24 protein-coding genes and 1 pseudogene are annotated in these 16,289 nt (G+C 50.4%); 10 read left to right on the top strand and 15 right to left on the bottom strand.

The features are described from left to right. Nucleotide 1 precedes the first annotated feature (1 nt). A pseudogene (locus GOB83_RS13860) lies at nucleotides 2–199 on the top strand (putative phage tail protein); the annotation flags it as partial. Between the two features lie 332 nt (nucleotides 200–531). Here the strand turns inward: GOB83_RS13860 and GOB83_RS15375 are convergent. From GOB83_RS15375 to GOB83_RS13840, 4 genes are all read right to left on the bottom strand, one after another. Then, complete coding sequence (locus tag GOB83_RS15375) at nucleotides 532–786, bottom strand: ClpX C4-type zinc finger protein (protein ID WP_165926515.1); 255 nt, start codon at nucleotides 784–786, stop codon at nucleotides 532–534. Beyond that, nucleotides 786–1,199: a DUF551 domain-containing protein gene (locus GOB83_RS13850; protein ID WP_165926511.1), complete on the bottom strand. Its 414-nt coding sequence runs from the start codon at nucleotides 1,197–1,199 to the stop codon at nucleotides 786–788. The genes GOB83_RS15375 and GOB83_RS13850 overlap by 1 nt, the downstream gene beginning before the upstream one ends. 211 nt (nucleotides 1,200–1,410) lie before the next feature. Next, nucleotides 1,411–1,704, bottom strand: a complete 294-nt coding sequence (locus GOB83_RS13845; RefSeq protein ID WP_165926510.1) for a hypothetical protein — start codon at nucleotides 1,702–1,704, stop codon at nucleotides 1,411–1,413. Beyond that, nucleotides 1,701–2,096: a hypothetical protein gene (locus GOB83_RS13840; RefSeq protein WP_165926509.1), complete on the bottom strand. Its 396-nt coding sequence runs from the start codon at nucleotides 2,094–2,096 to the stop codon at nucleotides 1,701–1,703. The genes GOB83_RS13845 and GOB83_RS13840 overlap by 4 nt, the downstream gene beginning before the upstream one ends. Before the next feature lie 279 nt (nucleotides 2,097–2,375). Between GOB83_RS13840 and GOB83_RS13835 the strand changes: the two genes are divergently transcribed. Then, on the top strand, nucleotides 2,376–2,546 hold the full coding sequence (locus GOB83_RS13835) for a hypothetical protein (RefSeq protein WP_165926508.1): 171 nt from the start codon (nucleotides 2,376–2,378) through the stop codon (nucleotides 2,544–2,546). Here the strand turns inward: GOB83_RS13835 and GOB83_RS13830 are convergent. From GOB83_RS13830 to GOB83_RS13820, 3 genes are all read right to left on the bottom strand, one after another. Next, nucleotides 2,530–2,823, bottom strand: a complete 294-nt coding sequence (locus GOB83_RS13830; protein ID WP_165926507.1) for a hypothetical protein — start codon at nucleotides 2,821–2,823, stop codon at nucleotides 2,530–2,532. The two genes, GOB83_RS13835 and GOB83_RS13830, sit on opposite strands and share 17 nt — an antisense overlap. Before the next feature lie 68 nt (nucleotides 2,824–2,891). Further along, nucleotides 2,892–3,194 carry a BrnA antitoxin family protein gene (locus GOB83_RS13825; RefSeq protein ID WP_165926506.1) on the bottom strand — a complete coding sequence of 101 codons (303 nt, stop codon included), beginning with the start codon at nucleotides 3,192–3,194 and terminating at the stop codon, nucleotides 2,892–2,894. Beyond that, entirely contained in the window at nucleotides 3,178–3,441 is a 264-nt protein-coding gene (locus GOB83_RS13820) for a BrnT family toxin (RefSeq protein ID WP_165926505.1), read from the bottom strand. Before GOB83_RS13820 ends, GOB83_RS13825 begins: the two co-directional genes overlap by 17 nt. 174 nt (nucleotides 3,442–3,615) lie before the next feature. Here GOB83_RS13820 and GOB83_RS13815 point away from each other — a divergent pair, with 174 nt between their 5' ends. After that, nucleotides 3,616–4,116 (top strand): hypothetical protein, encoded by a 501-nt coding sequence (locus GOB83_RS13815; protein ID WP_165926504.1) that lies wholly within the window; start codon nucleotides 3,616–3,618, stop codon nucleotides 4,114–4,116. A 178-nt stretch (nucleotides 4,117–4,294) separates the two neighbouring features. On the opposite strand, the gene GOB83_RS13810 is transcribed toward GOB83_RS13815, so the two are convergent. Beyond that, nucleotides 4,295–4,741: a hypothetical protein gene (locus tag GOB83_RS13810; RefSeq protein ID WP_165926503.1), complete on the bottom strand. Its 447-nt coding sequence runs from the start codon at nucleotides 4,739–4,741 to the stop codon at nucleotides 4,295–4,297. Nucleotides 4,742–5,114: 373 nt separating this feature from the next. Between GOB83_RS13810 and GOB83_RS13805 the strand changes: the two genes are divergently transcribed. Together GOB83_RS13805 and GOB83_RS13800 are read left to right on the top strand one after the other, a co-directional pair. After that, a complete protein-coding gene (locus GOB83_RS13805) occupies nucleotides 5,115–5,423 on the top strand; it encodes a hypothetical protein (RefSeq protein ID WP_165926502.1) in 309 nt (102 codons plus the stop codon). Continuing rightward, the gene (locus GOB83_RS13800) at nucleotides 5,420–5,950 is read left to right on the top strand and encodes an antA/AntB antirepressor family protein (RefSeq protein WP_165926501.1); all 531 of its coding nucleotides are present in this window, start codon (nucleotides 5,420–5,422) and stop codon (nucleotides 5,948–5,950) included. Before GOB83_RS13805 ends, GOB83_RS13800 begins: the two co-directional genes overlap by 4 nt. A gap of 566 nt (nucleotides 5,951–6,516) precedes the next feature. Here the strand turns inward: GOB83_RS13800 and GOB83_RS13795 are convergent. The 4 genes from GOB83_RS13795 to GOB83_RS13780 all read right to left on the bottom strand — a co-directional run bounded on the left by GOB83_RS13795 (nucleotide 6,517) and on the right by GOB83_RS13780 (nucleotide 9,297). Continuing rightward, nucleotides 6,517–7,032: a hypothetical protein gene (locus GOB83_RS13795; protein ID WP_165926500.1), complete on the bottom strand. Its 516-nt coding sequence runs from the start codon at nucleotides 7,030–7,032 to the stop codon at nucleotides 6,517–6,519. An 886-nt stretch (nucleotides 7,033–7,918) separates the two neighbouring features. Further along, nucleotides 7,919–8,185 (bottom strand): energy transducer TonB, encoded by a 267-nt coding sequence (locus GOB83_RS15310; protein ID WP_373321599.1) that lies wholly within the window; start codon nucleotides 8,183–8,185, stop codon nucleotides 7,919–7,921. Nucleotides 8,186–8,361: 176 nt separating this feature from the next. Continuing rightward, nucleotides 8,362–8,916, bottom strand: a complete 555-nt coding sequence (locus tag GOB83_RS13785; RefSeq protein WP_165926498.1) for a GNAT family N-acetyltransferase — start codon at nucleotides 8,914–8,916, stop codon at nucleotides 8,362–8,364. 108 nt (nucleotides 8,917–9,024) lie between these two features. Beyond that, nucleotides 9,025–9,297, bottom strand: coding sequence for a hypothetical protein (locus tag GOB83_RS13780; RefSeq protein WP_165926497.1), 273 nt, complete (start codon nucleotides 9,295–9,297; stop codon nucleotides 9,025–9,027). A gap of 270 nt (nucleotides 9,298–9,567) precedes the next feature. Here GOB83_RS13780 and GOB83_RS13775 point away from each other — a divergent pair, with 270 nt between their 5' ends. After that, entirely contained in the window at nucleotides 9,568–10,320 is a 753-nt protein-coding gene (locus GOB83_RS13775; RefSeq protein WP_165926496.1) for a DNA/RNA non-specific endonuclease, read from the top strand. A 5-nt stretch (nucleotides 10,321–10,325) separates the two neighbouring features. Here GOB83_RS13775 and GOB83_RS15305 read toward each other — a convergent pair whose 3' ends face one another. After that, entirely contained in the window at nucleotides 10,326–10,592 is a 267-nt protein-coding gene (locus GOB83_RS15305; RefSeq protein WP_373321598.1) for a DUF3761 domain-containing protein, read from the bottom strand. A 191-nt stretch (nucleotides 10,593–10,783) separates the two neighbouring features. On the opposite strand from GOB83_RS15305, the gene GOB83_RS13765 reads away from it, so the two are divergent. Genes GOB83_RS13765 through GOB83_RS13755 form a run of 3 tightly spaced genes read left to right on the top strand, consistent with a single transcriptional unit; the run spans nucleotide 10,784 to nucleotide 12,483 of the window. Next, nucleotides 10,784–11,707, top strand: coding sequence for a hypothetical protein (locus GOB83_RS13765; RefSeq protein ID WP_165926495.1), 924 nt, complete (start codon nucleotides 10,784–10,786; stop codon nucleotides 11,705–11,707). A gap of 6 nt (nucleotides 11,708–11,713) precedes the next feature. Continuing rightward, a complete protein-coding gene (locus tag GOB83_RS13760; RefSeq protein WP_165926494.1) occupies nucleotides 11,714–11,923 on the top strand; it encodes a hypothetical protein in 210 nt (69 codons plus the stop codon). After that, a complete protein-coding gene (locus GOB83_RS13755; protein ID WP_242005880.1) occupies nucleotides 11,920–12,483 on the top strand; it encodes a hypothetical protein in 564 nt (187 codons plus the stop codon). Before GOB83_RS13760 ends, GOB83_RS13755 begins: the two co-directional genes overlap by 4 nt. A gap of 161 nt (nucleotides 12,484–12,644) precedes the next feature. Here GOB83_RS13755 and GOB83_RS13750 read toward each other — a convergent pair whose 3' ends face one another. Next, nucleotides 12,645–13,076 carry a hypothetical protein gene (locus GOB83_RS13750; protein WP_165926493.1) on the bottom strand — a complete coding sequence of 144 codons (432 nt, stop codon included), beginning with the start codon at nucleotides 13,074–13,076 and terminating at the stop codon, nucleotides 12,645–12,647. Nucleotides 13,077–13,874: 798 nt separating this feature from the next. On the opposite strand from GOB83_RS13750, the gene GOB83_RS13745 reads away from it, so the two are divergent. Further along, the gene (locus GOB83_RS13745; RefSeq protein WP_198912017.1) at nucleotides 13,875–14,642 is read left to right on the top strand and encodes an HNH endonuclease; all 768 of its coding nucleotides are present in this window, start codon (nucleotides 13,875–13,877) and stop codon (nucleotides 14,640–14,642) included. 15 nt (nucleotides 14,643–14,657) lie between these two features. Here the strand turns inward: GOB83_RS13745 and GOB83_RS13740 are convergent, their stop codons facing one another. Beyond that, nucleotides 14,658–15,848 (bottom strand): hypothetical protein, encoded by a 1,191-nt coding sequence (locus GOB83_RS13740; RefSeq protein ID WP_165926492.1) that lies wholly within the window; start codon nucleotides 15,846–15,848, stop codon nucleotides 14,658–14,660. Nucleotides 15,849–16,289: the final 441 nt, after the last annotated feature.

The following is a 16,289-nucleotide window of genomic DNA, read 5'->3' as shown; positions in this document are numbered from 1 at the left end:
TCTGCTGGTTGATGCGTTTCCCACCAGTACAACCGAACTGTTGCCCGAGTGGGAGGCAACACTTGGGCTGCCAGATCCGTGCGCTGGGGTGAACCCAAGCATTGCCCAACGACGCGCACAGGTTGTGGCGCGGCTGACAGATACCAATGGCTGTTCGGTTCCTTATTTCATCGCCTTCGCCAAGGCCCTTGGGCTAGATGGATCTGGTAGCTTTGCCTGTTTGTGTCCCGGCTTTCTTAGGTAGTAGCGTGTCTTTCCATTTCTGCCGGGGAATTTGTGAACGTATTTCAGGCGAATTACTGTCACCTATATTGATCCCAAAATTGTTTCTCGGTCGGCGCTGGGGCGCGCCCTGATGCGCGGTCGATAAACTTATTCAATTCATCCACGTCGTAGCTGACCCTACTGGGCATAAGTTTTATGCTCTGGACTTTAGGGGCGACGCATTCACGGAATGTCGTTACTGACATGCCCAAGTATGCTGCTGCCTCTTTCATGTTGAGTATGCGCCGCGCAGGAGCTGCTAAAACCTCACCCATCTCCTCCTCCCCAAAACCGAGCAGATAATACTCTCTTTATGGAGCGCTTCACTTTCAGTGTTTTTGCGATGATGCTTTTAGCCGCCTTCTCGGCCCGTGCTTCGTCACAAACCTCTGCGCATAGATCCGTGCACTCATTGCATATAAATGCCCGGGGGCTGGCAATGAGATTAAGCACATCGTGCTGCGACTTCCCGCAGAATGAGCAGTAATATGTACGCCGCTCTTCTTTCGGTTTATCACCCATCATCCCCCCTTCCCCGGAATAGGCCGGTCGTTGCGCACCTCTGGGATGGTTATAGCGCCGGGGGCTGCTTGCGGTGTTGCGTTGGGTGGAGTGGGGAGCGGTTGCCAGTGGGTAGGCTCATCTCTCAGCATCAGGCCGTTTGTAGTCTCTCGCCAGCCCGTGCCCCAGAACGACACCACATCACAGCCAATGTGCTTTACTGTGACAAGAATCAGCGAGCCATCTTTCGGTGCCGTTTCAATCGGCCTCCAAGCTGCCGCGCCTGCTGCTGCGAGGGCAGCCTTTGCATCATCCACAAATGCACACCAGTTTGCATCCATGCCTGACTGGACGTAACTATCTTGTCCATCCGGGTCATGCCCGTTCTGAATGCACAAAGCCCGGGCAGCCGCCTCAATCCTTGGGTCAGTCATTTTACAACCTCATCCGGGTCAAATCCAAAGCGCCTGCAAAGCAATACCGAAGCCGTTGATCCCATCCCCGTTCGCTCCATAACTCCTACCCAGCGCGGCCCTCTGCGCTTTGGTCTAGCGTTAGCCACAATACCCCATAGGATTTTGTCGTCCGCCACTATGTCGGCAAGTCTGGCGGCGGCATCGGATTGGTAATCTGATGTTGTCAGCATCACCCCACCTCCCGCGCTGCGTCGATGGCTTGAATAAGATCAGTCCTGCGCTTTTCTGGAGTGCGCCCAGAGACAACTGGATCAAATCCGGGGATTCCATAATGTGAGTGCGCCAATAACCAATCCAACCGCTCACTATCCCGCGCAATCTCCGCCCGCACGCGCTGTTCTGCCCGGCGTTCGGCTTCTAGGATAACTCCTGTAGCATCTTGAATATGCCCATCTTCTAGTCGGTCATTTTGGCACGCCAAACGATGTGCTAATTCAGTAATCTGCTCCTCTCTTGTCCTCATGGCGCGGTTCCTAGGTTAATTATTTCAACCTCAATTTCATTTGCCATGGTCCGCTGGGCATAGGCTCGGACCCATGCTTCACCTGCATCCGTTTGCATACGTCCTGCTGCGTCATTCATATTGCGGCGCGCTATTTCAGCACACCTCTCCCGCTCTCCCGCCAGCAACTCGTCTATTTGCGTGGCGGTGATGAATGTTCCCTCATAAAAATATGTGTCGCTGCACCACGAAGCGGATCGACCAATCATATCCCAATGCTGGCCATCAGATTTCCAGTTTCTGATTATGACTTTGCCGGTATCTTTCTTTTTAAGGACATGGCGCATTTCACGCTCAGGAAACATCGGCACACCGGGCCGCTCAGGGTTGGGCCAGTTTGTGGGGTTGGTCATGCCGCACCGCCTTTCAGGGCTTTCTCACCGAGGTGGCCTATGGCTGACAATTCATCTCGGCAATTCGCAGGCCTGTTATTCAGAGACCATGTTTGAGCATTCCTGCTCATATCAATCATTTTATGAATAACCTCCCGCAACCGCACAACCTCAGCCTCAAGCGCCGCGGTCTGGGCTTGGGCATCTGAATAAAGTGCAATTTCGGTTTCATATGGCAGGTGCGGTATTGAGCGTAACGTACAGGGGCGCACCGGGCGTGTTGGCTCCAATGATGACAAAATGGTGTATTTCGAGCTTGGCAGCGCAAAGCAGCCGCCACGCGCTGCGCTGGCCGGAGCGCTAATCCGCAAGGAAGAGGATGTGGCGCGGGTTATAGGGCGCCATTTTGTTGGGCGGTTGTTTGGTGAGGGCGTTGCCAATGGCAGCGTGCCCGTTATTGGGGATGAATGACCCCGTGCCGCCCCAGCCAGTCGAGCGCCAGAATGAAAATAACACCACCCACGACCAGTGATGCCATTAGGAACATTGGCACAAAATAGCCGATGAGGGCGCATTGCGCGACAGTCAGGCTATCCCACCATTCCCGCAAGGTTCTGGGGGCGGGCGGAGGTGCATTGATGGTGATTGTGTGCCTTGCCTGCTGCTGCAGGTGCGCCTGACGTGCGCGCCACATTGGCGTTCCACCATCGTCAAATTCTTCGTCGGTTTCCCATCGGGGGTTTTGCATGGCACGCACGGTACCATGGCGGCGCAGTGTGCGGCTAGGAGTTTGTTCCCGCTGTAATGTCGTACGCCTTAAAGTCCCACAGCCTGACGCAGCAGTTCATTCGCGCGGCCTTGCCAGCCGGGGCCATCGGCCTTGAGGCGGGCCACCAGATCGGGGTCCAGTCGCATGGACACGAGCGTTTTGGTGGGGGCTTTCTGCGGCCCACGCACCCGGCGTGCGCTGGCTAGGGTAGGGGCGACCTCTTGGGCAGGCCGTGCCCGTAGGAAGTCTGCCTTCGTCAGTTCCGGGTTGTCCGGGTCCATGGCAATGCCCTGGTTGATCCGGGCGTCCTCATCATCCGTGGGCATGATAAATTCAGGTTTGCGCGGCATAGAGCTTTGCCTCCCGTTTGTTGGCCTTGCGCAGGCTGATTATGCGAACAATGCGGGTTTCAATGCTGAATACCAGAACATGAAGCCGCAGATTGATTGGGGCGACAGCGACAAGGCGAGGCTCGTTGGCGCTCTGGCTGGCCATGATGAGAGCAACGTCCCATTCGAAGCCTTCTGCCACGACAAAATCAACGCCGTGTTTGGCGATGTTGCTCTGTCGCTTTGTTTCGTCCCAATCGTATCTCATGGATTATTGTATATACGATAAGGTCAGATTGGGGAAGGTATATTGTATATATAATTTGACTTGAGCAGGTGGGGAGCGGGGATACTGGGAGCCCGGAATAAGGCGGGAATATCTGCCCCGTCATATTGCAATTGATGAAGAACAGCCGCATATCGCCGCGTGGAGAACGCAAGAATGACCGACGATAAAGATTTTGCTCTGTGGCTGGCCAAGGAAAAAAGAACACTGGCCGATGCGGGATACCAAGAAACAGCCGCCTCGTTCGATAGGATCAAGGGGCGTCTGAGCGCTATTCTCCCACTATCTGTTACCCTCACAACTGCATCCCTGGCGGGGGCTTTCTCCCAGAGGGAATACTCGATTGTCTGTGCGTTTATGGCGCTGGGGTTTGGCATCACAAGCGGCCTGTGCGCGGCTGGCCTTTATTCCACAACCCTCGTGACCAAGAATGTAGGGCCGGATACGGTAGATACCATTCTATCCGATGTGCCTGAGCGCAATGAAGTGCATGCCACGTTATGGATGGCTTACACAGCGTCCTATATCACAATTGAAAATGCTAAAATCATAGGAAGAGACAGGCGCTGGCTTAAGGCCGCATGGGTATCTTTAAGCCTGACGCCCGTCATGTCATTTCTTATGTCCATTATTTGTGGAGGGTGGGGTTCGTTTTAAGGCGGAATCCCCCACAAACGCTCCGGGCGATCTTTTCACGTTTTGAATAATGGACGTGGGATTTGGGCGTTGTGGCTGAGGTTTGGGTGCGGGCTTTTTGTCGGTCATGTGGATTCCCTTCCCGCCCAGCCTGCCAGTACCCGCATATCCCCAAAAGGTACACAGATGGGGAACGGGATTAGAAGGGGATTTCTTCTTCCTGCGCACTCCACGAGGAGGATGGCTTTTTTTCTTTTTTAGGCCAAGTTTCCCAAGAATTTATCCAGCCATCATCGTTTGCTGAACCGGTGAACATAACGCCTTTTCTGGTTATTTTCCCAGCATCAAGGTTTCTAATTACAAATCTTAACTCGTTATCTTCTATTTCTATTTTGGTTACGAGGATATGTGAGCTGAGAACTTCCCTAGATAAGGCCCTTAAGTCTCTATCTTTTTGGAACTGATCCCTCACCTGCTTCATTATTTCATCAATAGAATCACGGGCCTGCAAAGCTTCACTCAAAAGTCGGCGTGCGGCTTCTACTTCTGAGGGCAATCCGCAAGAAGACTGGTATGCCTTAATGCGCTCAACAAGCTCTTCGGGCAAAAGATAAACCTTGCGCTCCATGCCGTCTTTGTCAGCCATATGCGCCTCCCAATGCACATAAAAAATAATTCCACCCTTATCTCATAAAATATATTGACCTGCATATGTGCGTCATGATGTAGTCCTGAGTGTAGTTTGGAGGCTACACATATGACAGCACGCAATCACTCCCTCAAGGCGAGGGAGGTATATCGAGACGCGCTTAAGAGCCGAGAAAGTCTGGTCCGAGTTGTGGTACTATTACATCCTGATGTAGTTCGAGATGTAGATCGGTGGGGTATCGCAAGAGGAGGAAAAACTCGTACCGATGCGATTCGTGGCCTTCTTCAAGAAGGTTTGGAAACAAAAAAGGCACCGGGCAGCCGCCAAGCAAACCCCGATGCCTCTCACGCTGAATAGGAAAAAAACAGCTATGTCTGATCGTATCAGAATGGACGAAAAATATCAAAATCTTCATCAATCTCCTGATGCTGTGGCTTGTATGCTCAAAGATGGGATAGACCCGCAAGCCGCGTCTGTGGCGCAGCACCAAATTGCCCTTGAGGCATTTATGATGCTTACCGCGGATGTTCTTCTTTGCGGCGATGATGTGAATAAAATTCGCGCCTGCGTAGGGAACGCTCTTCGTTTGGCATGTGGGAGCAAATTCTGCGAATACTACGTGATGCACGAGCGCGTTCTAAGTGCGTTCCCGTTCCTTCGTGAAGGAGGGACGGCATGAGCGCCAATCTCCCTATTCCCGCAGAGTTTGTCGATATTGCTGCTATCTGCGTTGCATCAGAAATGACTATTGGCGGCAAGGTTGTTCTTGGCGTTGAGGGGCGTTCGCTCCATGAGGGCCTAAAAGTAGGGCGCGCATTTCGTGCTTGGATGCCGGGACGCGTGGACGAGTTTGGTTTCATTGAGGGACAAGACTTTGAAACTTATGATGGCTTGAGCCGTCCCAATCCGGACGCCTCAAAATCTCGCGCTCAGAAGACTAAAGAATATCGCCTGACGCTCGACATGGCCAAGGAGTTGTCCATGGTCGAGAACAATGAGAAGGGCCGTTTGGCTCGTCGCTATTTCATATGGCGAGAACAGCAGGCGCTTTCTATCCAGCCATCTGTGTCAGTCGCGGAAATCGAACGCCGTATGATGCAGGCCCTTGGCGGCATGGTGAAAGGCATCGTTAATAAACAGATAGCGCCAAAGATTGAGCAGCTCTCACAGAAGGTAGAAGGCGTGCTTGCTATACTACAGGCATGATTGGCAGGCTGACGGGGGTTATAACCACGCTCACGGACGCTGCGCGCAAGCATCCCCGGGCGGTAGCTGACATTGAGTTGGGAGTTGCAGGCATCGCCGGACTGGTGGCGCTATCTGGCTCCATGGCCGTTGCTGGGGCCGCTCTGGGGCCGTTAAACAAAGGACTGAAGCTTCTTCTGGCAACACTGTCGAAAGCTTCCATACCAAGCGCTCCTACCGCTGCCGCTTCTGGCGCTGCGCCCGCGGCTGCGGCATCCACGGCCGCCCGAGCTTCAACAATTTTCGGTCGCCTGCTTTCTGGTGCTGGCCTCGCTTACGAGGGATATTCTCTATACGAGGACCAGAAGGCGCGGGATAATCAACTCAGGGAGACACTCCGCTCTCACCCGAAAGAGGCGCAGCAAGCTCAATGGCTTTACGACCATAGCTACGGCATGTTTGGCTTGAACATGAAGGCCGGGCAAGCGCAGCCTGCAACGCAGGTGAATGTCTATGTGGACGGGAAACAGATTGCGGCACACGTTGAGGCGTCACAGGAGCGCCGCGCCCGCCAAGACATGCGCGCCTCAGGCACGGCCCCGGATCTGATGCAGTACGCGCAGTATCCGGGGAGGAGCGTGGGGCAGTGAAGGGGGAGGGGGTTGCTCCCTCTGGGCGGCTTGATGTGCCAGTGCGTCATAAATTGAGGCGCTATAATCAACCAAGCCTACAAAGGTGCCCTCTTTTACGTGAAGCGATACATTGCCCCCCTGAAGAGTGCTAATGTAAGAAACAGAGAAGTTCTCAAGGAGGCCGCCTGTTATTCTCGCGTTTGCTATTTCTGCACGACTGAGCTTTCCTTCGCTCACGGCTTCATCAAACACTCTCCCTGAAATGTCTAATAAGGCATCAGAAACAGATGTGATGGATTTTTTTTCGCACCATAGTGTTGTATTGGGTAGTTTGCAGTATTGACTTTTGTTGTTTATATCAGTGGCGAATACGTATTCGCAAAATTTTTTTTCTTCTGCTTTCTTTTTAAACACCGCATGTAAATCATTAATGGTTGTTCTGAATTGATAAGATACGAGAAATTTGGCCATTGCCCGCCTTCTTTGGAGGAAAAATGAAAATAAACACACCATTCCGCCCTGTTCTCGTAGAATGGGAGGATAGTGCGCAGCCTTCCTCGGCATGGGGCTCGGTAGATGAATCATCCGACCCCGCGCCTGTGCTTTGTCAGACTGTGGTTTTTGGTGAAAAAGACTGAACGCTGCCTGGTTTTATCCTTAAGCATTGGGGGCACCACAAGCGAGCGCCCCTAAGCTAACGGCGTGATGCAGATACCGCATTGAGCCGTTGTGCGCCTTACTTCTTTGGCCCCTTGCGGACAGATCGGTTTGTATCGCGCAGCTTAGGAGATTGTGATCGGATCGCTCCAAAACGCAGGCCCATTATGGTAGGTGGAAGCATTGCAACGTTGACCGGAGTGCTCGGTTAACATGCGGTAAGCCCCAATAGAGTAAAGAGACACCCCTTTCCGGTCAGCGGCCGGCGCAACGCAATAAATGGTGTTATCAAATTGCGGCAATGCTTCATTGTGTTCTTGAGCATGTCCCTGAAGGGGGAGCGCCAATGATGCAACTGAAACGGCGCATGCCAAAGCAAGGTTAAATAGTTTCACGACATTCCCTCATTGCGCAAAAAGGTATCTAGCATCGAGTGCTGGCTCTTGTGATTACAAGAGAACGATATTGGAGCAGTGGGAGTGAGTTAATTAAATCTATCAATATCAATGTATTGATCGTCCCGTGCGCGGGGCCGTTAGAGCGCCGCGACCAACACCAGAATTTTCTTCCACTTTAGCGCACTGATGGAGGAATGGGGGCAGAAATTCGCGGACGCAGAAGGCCCGCCAAGGCATGCGCGCCTCCGGCGCTGTCCCCGATACGGCGCGCGCTGTATCAGGGGCGGCGTATGGGGAGCGAGCTAGTCTAGCTTAAACTTGAAATGATACACCTTGCCGTACTGCACAACAGGCTTCCCGTTTAAGGTTGCTGGGCTGTACCGCGCTCTCTGGCAATACTCCAAGCTAGATTTACTGGCTTCTGGATTGGAGGATGCGACCACGCGACAGTTAACGGTTCTACCATTCGTGTCTATGTCTGCCGTGACTGTGACCTCAGCTTCGCCGTCCCGTTTTGTCAAAGTATCTGGGTATTTTGGGCCATTAGGGATTTGTTGGGGAGTGTCCATCTGTGCGCTTGGCGCGGCATAGCTTGGGCTGGCATGAACTGAAATTGCAGATAGAGCCACTATTAAAACAAACCGCCTCAAACCAACCTCCCGTTAAGTTTTTCTTAGTTTAGCTGGGTTTGGGGGAGGTGGGGAGGGTTATTTTGGGGAGCCGGCTGGACATGGAAAAGCCCGCACTAGGCGGGCTTAACAGAATCATTATGATTAAAGAGGGCAACTATTGTGGGAATGGCGATATACATCGATAGGCCTCCCTCAATAAATCTTTTAAACCCCCATTTTTCATATAATTTGGCCACATCTTCATTGAGAGCATCCAGAGTGAGGGCATACACCCCTGCTAATTTAGCCACGCGCAAAGTATTCTGCATCGCATCAAGCATTAGCAATTGTCCCAAACCACATCTTTGATATTGAGAAGATACGCCTATCATGCCCAAATAAATGGTAGGAACGGATCCGGCTCTCTCGAATTTTTTTTCTGCCGTTCCCCCAACCTCTTCTGGCAAACTTGATTTCACTACAAGATAATAATACCCAATAGGCAACCCGTTATAAGCGGCTATGTATACGCGCGCCTGATGGTTCTGGTGTTGTTTTCTTGCGTTATTTTTAAAGAAATTATCAATCGTAGTGTTGCCACAAGAAAAACCCGCTCGATCCATGTTAGGATCAAGCGGGTTTATAAGCACATCGCTGAGCTCAAGCTTGGTCTTTAAGGAAACGTCCATAAGTAGCAAACACCTCTCTCAGCTCAATTGAGGGAGCTTGCGGCTTCTCGATAGACTCGAAAAACGAACGCTCTTCGCTTGAGCAGTAATCTCTCTCATTGAGGGGGGTTAGCCCCCATTGTTCATCTTTTTTTCTCGCCAGCATATAGCTCCCCCATTTTTCAACGGTAGCGCATCAAGGTGAGTGTAAAACGCACAATGCGTAACCATCAGCAATTTGCAATCCACCATGATTACAGGGGCATTTAGCCGCTCTGTAATAGGCAAGAGATATTCATAGCCGCGCCCGCTCACAAGATGAAAAACGCCACATCTCTTGACAAATCTAAAATTTTCTATTACCAAGCCTATTGCTTGCTTGGTAATAGAAAACAAAATCATACCCGCCGATGGCTCCTATTTTAATGCAGGAGATATGGAAGCAAATGCTGCGGTTTTTGGGCTCTGAATGGTTGGGCCTAATTCGATCCTTAATCGGAATCCGCTCTTTCGCCTATCCTTGTACCCAACCCCCAACCTGTACTACGCTGCCCCCACCATTCAGGAGCCATTCATGGTCATGCAAACGGTGGCCCAGCCGGTCACAGCCAATGTTATCCCGGGGGCTGAGTAAACTTTACAGAGAGGCTCTATGATGGCACCCGCATTGGCATGAGAGCTTTATTCTTGTTGTGCGCCTTTTTGGCCGTTCCGCTGTCTGCCCTTGCGGAAGAAGATAATTGCCAAGATTTCGGGGCTAATGGCCACCTCCCCGCTGTTGTGAATCACAACCTTGAAGCCGGGATGAAATTGTTATGCAACCGTGGCTACGCTGTTCTCGCGTCCAGTATATCGCGTGGTCCTCTATGGGCGGCTGAGCATTTGTGGTCTGATGACGTTGAAGCGGCAGAGAGGCTCAAGAGATCAGGTCTATTTTATGCAGACTCTCGCTTCTCAGGGAGCGCTGATTTATCGGACTATCACGCATCAATCTATGACCGTGGCCATATGGCTCCAAGCGGCGACCAACCAACAGACGAAGCGCAGCACGAGACATATGCATTGACAAATATTGTTCCTCAGACGGCCTCCCTTAATGAGGGGATATGGGCTCGGATTGAACGCCGCGTTCGAAGCTTGGCGGACGATGAGGGCGAGCTGTACGTCGTGACTGGTCCGGCGTTCCACCTCAGGCCAATAGAGAAAGTAGGGCGCGATCAGGTTTATGTACCTTCTAGCACTTGGAAGGCAGTATATTCTCCAAGCAAAGATCGTTCTGGGGTATATGTTTGCCGCAATGCGCGGCAGCATCCGCATTGCACGCAGGTGACGGTAGCAACGTTAATTCAAAACACAGGGATAGATCCTTTCCCCGGCGTGCCTGATCGGGTCAAATCTCAGGCGTGGAGATTGCCGTCACCATAGAAATATCACCCTAACCAATTCACGACACCGCCATGGTGTGAGCATGTTCCTCTGCGGTGAAGACTGAAACTATAAGATCCGTCTCCGCACTTAGCTGACGCTCCAGGGGGCGCTTCTCCATTACGTGTGTGCGCAGGGGCGTGAACAGATTTCCCTTCTTTGTTCGTATAATGATTGTGCTCCAGAAGCTGACCTTCGTCTAACTGCTGATATTGCCTGGGTCGGTATGTGGTTGGGTCCAGAGCGTAAGCCGGGGGAATTAGGCCGAGCACTAGCAGCAATGCGAGGAGAGCCTTAAAAGGAAACCTCAAATTATCCTCCTTAGTATTCGTGATGGCGCGAGGTGGCGCCCATTCCTATCATCTTCCCCCTTGTACCTGCGCGCAATTTCTGGCACAGGTTAAATACTCTTCCACAAATGTGACCAATATTATCCGCGCGCCCTTTGCGCCTGTGAGCTTCCATGTCTTTGACGCTGACCAACATCGAAACCGCGATTGGTTCGATAGGGCGGTTGTCTGCGTCTGCTCCGGTGCAGATTGGCGGCCTCGTGCTGACTGGCATGGAAGTGCCCGATCGCATACGCGATGGCGGCCAGCAGCAGGTTGTTGTGCATCGCCTGCCCGGCGGCGGCCGAGTGCTGGATGCCATTGGCAATGATCCGTCACGCCTTGAGTTGGAGGGGAGGTTTTTAGGCCCAACTGCGTTTGCGCGCTCACAAATGCTCAAGCAGATGCGCATTGCGGGGCAGCCCGTTGCTTTTTCTGGCGCAGGCCTGACGCTCACGGTCAAAATTGCTGAGTTTTCGTGTGACTACCAGCAAAAGGGCGTGGTGATCCCCTATCGGTTGGTGCTGGAGCAGCCCGCGCAGAGTGCGGCGGCTGCTGGCGCCAACACGTCCAGCTTGTCTTCGCTGATCGGAGATGATGCGGCCAGTGCAATATCGGGCATCACGGATAGCCTGAATGACGTGGCGACCATTGCTGGCAACATAACCGGCGAGCTTGGGAGCATTGTGGGGCAGGTGACGCCCATTGCGAATATGGTTGGCGCTGGTGGCGTGTTTGCAGGGATACAGAGCGACCTTACGACTGCCAATGGCTTATCAGGGGCGGCTGTTAACCTCGCCTCTGTGCCAACGGGCGCGGCAAGTCTTGTCTCCAGCCTTGAAGGAGCCGGGAGCGGGTTGACAACAGCACTCAGCCAGACTGGCTCCAACCTGGAGGGCATTAGTCTGAACGGGACGGCGGGGCTTTCCACGCTTACGCAGAACGCAGAGTTGCACACGACGGCGGCGCAGTCTGGTGCGCTTGTTAACCGGGCCTACGCCAACACAATAACGGCTACAGATGGTACGCAGAATGGCCCGCTGGTTTCAGCGTGGTAGGGTGACATGGCGAACACCATCAAAGTGACAGCGGCGGACAGGACGCTTTATCATGTGGCGGCCGCCCATCTGGGGGATGCCACGCAATGGTGGCGGATTGCCCAGCTTAACGGCCTGACCGACCCCGATCTGTCCGCATTTGCGACGCCTGTTCCGCTGGTTATCCCCGCCACCGACTCTTCTTTAGCCAGTGGTGTGCCGGGGGTTGCAGCATGAGCGAGAGCGTGAGTGTTACAGCGACCGGGCACAGAACGTGGCGTATGCCGCAGGCCCGTGTGCTGGTGAATGGTACGGAGCGGCCAGAAACGGGGCTGGAGCAATTTACTCTCACGCGCACGCGCTACAGCCGGGCAGACACGCTGGATCTGTCGTTTGCTCTGGATCGCACTAAAATCCCAGCTTCTGGGCTTTGGTTTGATGTGCGGTCTCCTTCTGGCGCTGCCGCATTGCCAGATATTGATGTGCAACTCCAAATGCGCGATGCGGCAGTTGCCGGAGCGCAGTGGGTCACAATGTTTCAGGGCATTGTTGATCATGTGGACTTTAGCCCTGCCGAAACTTCGGCGTCTGTCCAATGCCGCGATTATTTGGCCAAGCTGCTGGATCTGCGGGTGCTTGATGGTTGGCTGAACATGACGGGGCCGGGCGTTGTTACTGCCATGATACAGGCCGCGGGACTGACGCCGCAGGTCAGTATGGCCGATGGCATGACGGGGCAGTTCTGGCAGATTGAGCACAGGCGCAAGTCTGCCAGCAGTCACAGCCGGTTTCCTTGATGGCTCGTTTCCTTTCAGGGCTGTATGTCCAACGACTGATTTCCCATTTGGGTCTGGCTTTATTGTCTAATAATCGAAATTGCATGATTAAAATCTCCTTATAAAATGACTGAAAAACTTCTTGTGAATTTTGTCTGTTTGAATGGTGAAGAGTAAGGGAATTAGCGTTTCTTTTTTGTGATTTCCACGACAACAGGGGCTTTCTTTTGTGAAGCCTTGGGGAGCGTCAAAGTCCTGCGTTCCGGCTTCTGAGCACCAGTCTGCTGTGTTTTCTGTTCCTGAGCCTTGGCCTGTTCTTTTTTACGTTTTTTGTTTTCCATGGAATGAGCCGAAAATATGCCTCCATCCGGAAAAACATTGAACAGCCATTGCTTGTGAGTGCCATCCAGATTGGCCTTGTAAAAAGTAAGCTTGTCGTTGCTGACATAGCAATACATCTGTTTTCCATCATCCAGTGTAACGCAAAACGTCTTGTCGGACTTTCCACCCTCTGGTGTTGCTTCAAAGAACGTATTGCCTTCATTCAACACCTTGCGTTCCTGAAAATTGAGCAGACCAAATGATGTAAATAATGCTTTTTTGGCTTTTGCCATAATATCCCTCCTTTAAATTATGTTGCTGTATTATTAAATATTAACATAATATTAAACATAAAATCAAGTATAATGTTAATCTATATTTATAAATATCATATTTTATTATTTATGTTGAATAGTCAACAGGGTTTTGTGTTGACTATGAGAAGAAAAAACAGCGCGTTACTCAACATAAAAACCTGTTGAGCAATGGAGATAAAAAGGGAAAACATCCCGAAATTGAGAGAAAACCAATGTTCTGAAATGATTCCGGTATATCCATTACGCGGGATAGCTTGGAAAACACGACATAAGACATATGGAGCAACGAAAAACCTTTAAAGGGTAGGATTATATGCCTGAAGGGTAAAATGCTTATGATGTGGCAATTCTGAGCGTTTTCCATGAAATGTGTGATTATATGGTCGGACACAACCAGTGCAAAAAAAGCCAAATCGATACTTTGGTCAAAAAATTGAAAAAATCCCCCCAGACCCCCGGTCACTATGTGACCTAAGATTAAACCTTACTTCACTAACGTAATGGGCATCGCTTCGCTCATTGCCCTGATTTATTCTTTTCACACGTGAGACTCTAATTTGTTGATTGTTCCTTTTAATCGCTCCGCAATGCTACGCTCGCTATTTATTGGTTTCTTTTGAGTTTTATCTGGCAGTCTCCATTTATATTAAACCTTAATTTTTAGATTTAATTTATCTCAGGGCTACGCAGATTATATGTAGGGACACACTTTGCCTATTTTTTAACAAGCTGGTCTGCTTTGATAATTTATTATGGATAATAAAGGAAAAAAAGATGTATGGGAGAAGTGAAAAAATTCCAAGGAGAAATAAGTTGATAGGTATATTATTAAATAATGCTCTGTTTAGAGAAAAATTGAATGCATTGGAGGATAAAGATTTAATATCAAAGCAATTAAATGAAATAATTTCTATTTCTCATAATTATGGATTAGACTGGTATTTTACTAAAACTCCTGATTTGCGGTGTGGGATTAGACCCCTAAATGGGCAGAGAGCAAAGCGTGTATTTTTCCGAGTATGGTATCTATGGCAAGGCCAGATGGATATTCATAGTGATGATTTCAAACTGGAAAATAACAGAATGCCACTGTCAAAAATTGATTTTAATAATTTAAAAAAGGAAATATCTTATTTTGCAAGTGAATATATTGATGATGCGCATAAAGAAGGTCTTTTGCCGAATGATTATGATGATTTAAATGTCGAACAACTAAGTTTTGACCAAGCAGTTTCTGAAGCATATCAACTTCCATCCGAAGAACGATTGAAGAAGATTAAGACTATTACAGAATTACCATCATTCAGTATGAGGAAAGCGAAGGTCTTTAATCGTGATCCTAACATTGTAGCTGAAGCATTGTTTCAGGCTAAAGGAAGCTGCAATGATTGTGGAGCTAAGGCTCCATTTATAAGAAAATCAAATGGACAACCCTATTTGGAGGTGCATCATATTGTTCCATTATCTGAAGGAGGAAAAGATGCTTTAGATAATGTAACTGCTCTCTGTCCAAATTGCCATCGGAAAAGGCATCACGGCTGAGTAATAAAAACTGCTTTATTCAACATGTTTTTTACAGTGAGAACGTATTGTTCTAACGGAAAGACCTGTCGCATCAGCCAAAGCCTGTTGTGTCAGTTTCTTTTCGTTGGGCCATGTCGATAATGCCTGAGCAATCTTATTGTTTGATGCGTTTAGCCATTCCGCACGCTCCATAACACCAGCTTCTCTGCGTTTGTGCATGGTGTTTTCCCTGTCTCTCCTGCGTTTTTCGTCCTTGTCGATTAACACCTTGAGATTGAAATTTCGCATGTCATCAGAGGTAATGCCAAGCCTGTCGATGATGGTCTGTGTTTTATAACGATAAGCTCCTTTACGATTAAGTCCGGCCTCTTCGTTCCTTATACGTTCTTCTTCCGTCATATTGGCAACCTGCTTGGCTTTCTTGAGCAGGGTGGACGAATGAGCCAGCAGGTTTCTTTTATCGTTCACATAGGAAGCTGGAAGGATAAGACCTGCCCATGTCTTGATTTCCGGCCATAGCTGTTGGGATGGGATGATATTGCCAAGCATGGAAGCCCCGATATGGGCATACATGTCAGGGCCAGCCACATGCCCGGATTCCTCACAGTAAGGAATGACACCCCCATATTTTTTGTCTGCTATGGTCCTGATGTCCTCCACAACACGCCAGCACCAGTCAAACCTGTTGCATGCCTTGCGGTTGCCAGCCTTGAGCCTTTCCCTGGCTTTCTCACGTGCCAGATGGATGACCTGTCCCTTGGCTTCATAGCGTTCCTTCTGGGCTTCTCTCCATTCGCGTATCTGCTCCAGGGAATAGGGAAGAACCTCGTCTGCAAAATCATCAAAGACATATGTGATGGCATGACCATCCCTGTCTGTCTGATGCAATAGTTCCACCGGCTGGTTGTTCTTGCTGTTCAGGGTTCCCACAACACGCAGGATTCTGGATACGTCCACACAGGCCGGGTCTGCACCAAGTGGGGCAAACAGGGACACAAGCTGTTTGTTGAGGGCTACGGCACGTCCTACAGCCTCTCTTGGGATAGGTGAGGCCCAATACCACTTGAGATAAATGCCACGCCCTGATGAGATAATGGCAGAAGGAACAGGAATAAGATTGTCATCACAATAGGAGAGAATGCTTTGCACCTTCTGCTGTCTGGTCATCCAGTCTGGAAAAAATTCTGTCTTGTAGCAGTCGATAGGTTTCGCGATGCTCTGCATGCGGGGTAGGCCAAACCTTACATTCCAGAGCGGAGTTCTTGCGTCCAGCCATCATGCGCGACAAATGGCACCATGGAGCCAAAACTACCTCGAAATCATGCTCGACAGGCTCAAGAGGTGGCAGTGCGTTGTTGCTCGCACCGGCAGCGGCCATAGTTTTCTTTATGCTACCAGCCCTCTTCTGGTCATGAAATCTGAACTTAATTCCTCAGATATTCGGCTGATCTGGTCATAACCAACGTACTCCGCGCCTCACATGGAAATTTTGTAACATATTTAATGAGTGGATTTATGGTGATTTTGGGTGTGATTTTGGGTTTGTGAATCGGAGTAAGTGTTGGTTTTCTGTGGGTTTACGGGTTTTTACGGTTAGGGGTTGACGGGTTAGTGTCTGGGGGTATAGAAGCTGCTTCACCGAGACGAGATGACCTTGGCGGTTTC

The organism is Acetobacter fabarum, from assembly GCF_011516925.1.
In the GTDB taxonomy this organism is placed as follows: Bacteria; Pseudomonadota; Alphaproteobacteria; order Acetobacterales; family Acetobacteraceae; genus Acetobacter; species Acetobacter fabarum.
This window is presented reverse-complemented; position numbering and strand designations above follow the sequence as displayed.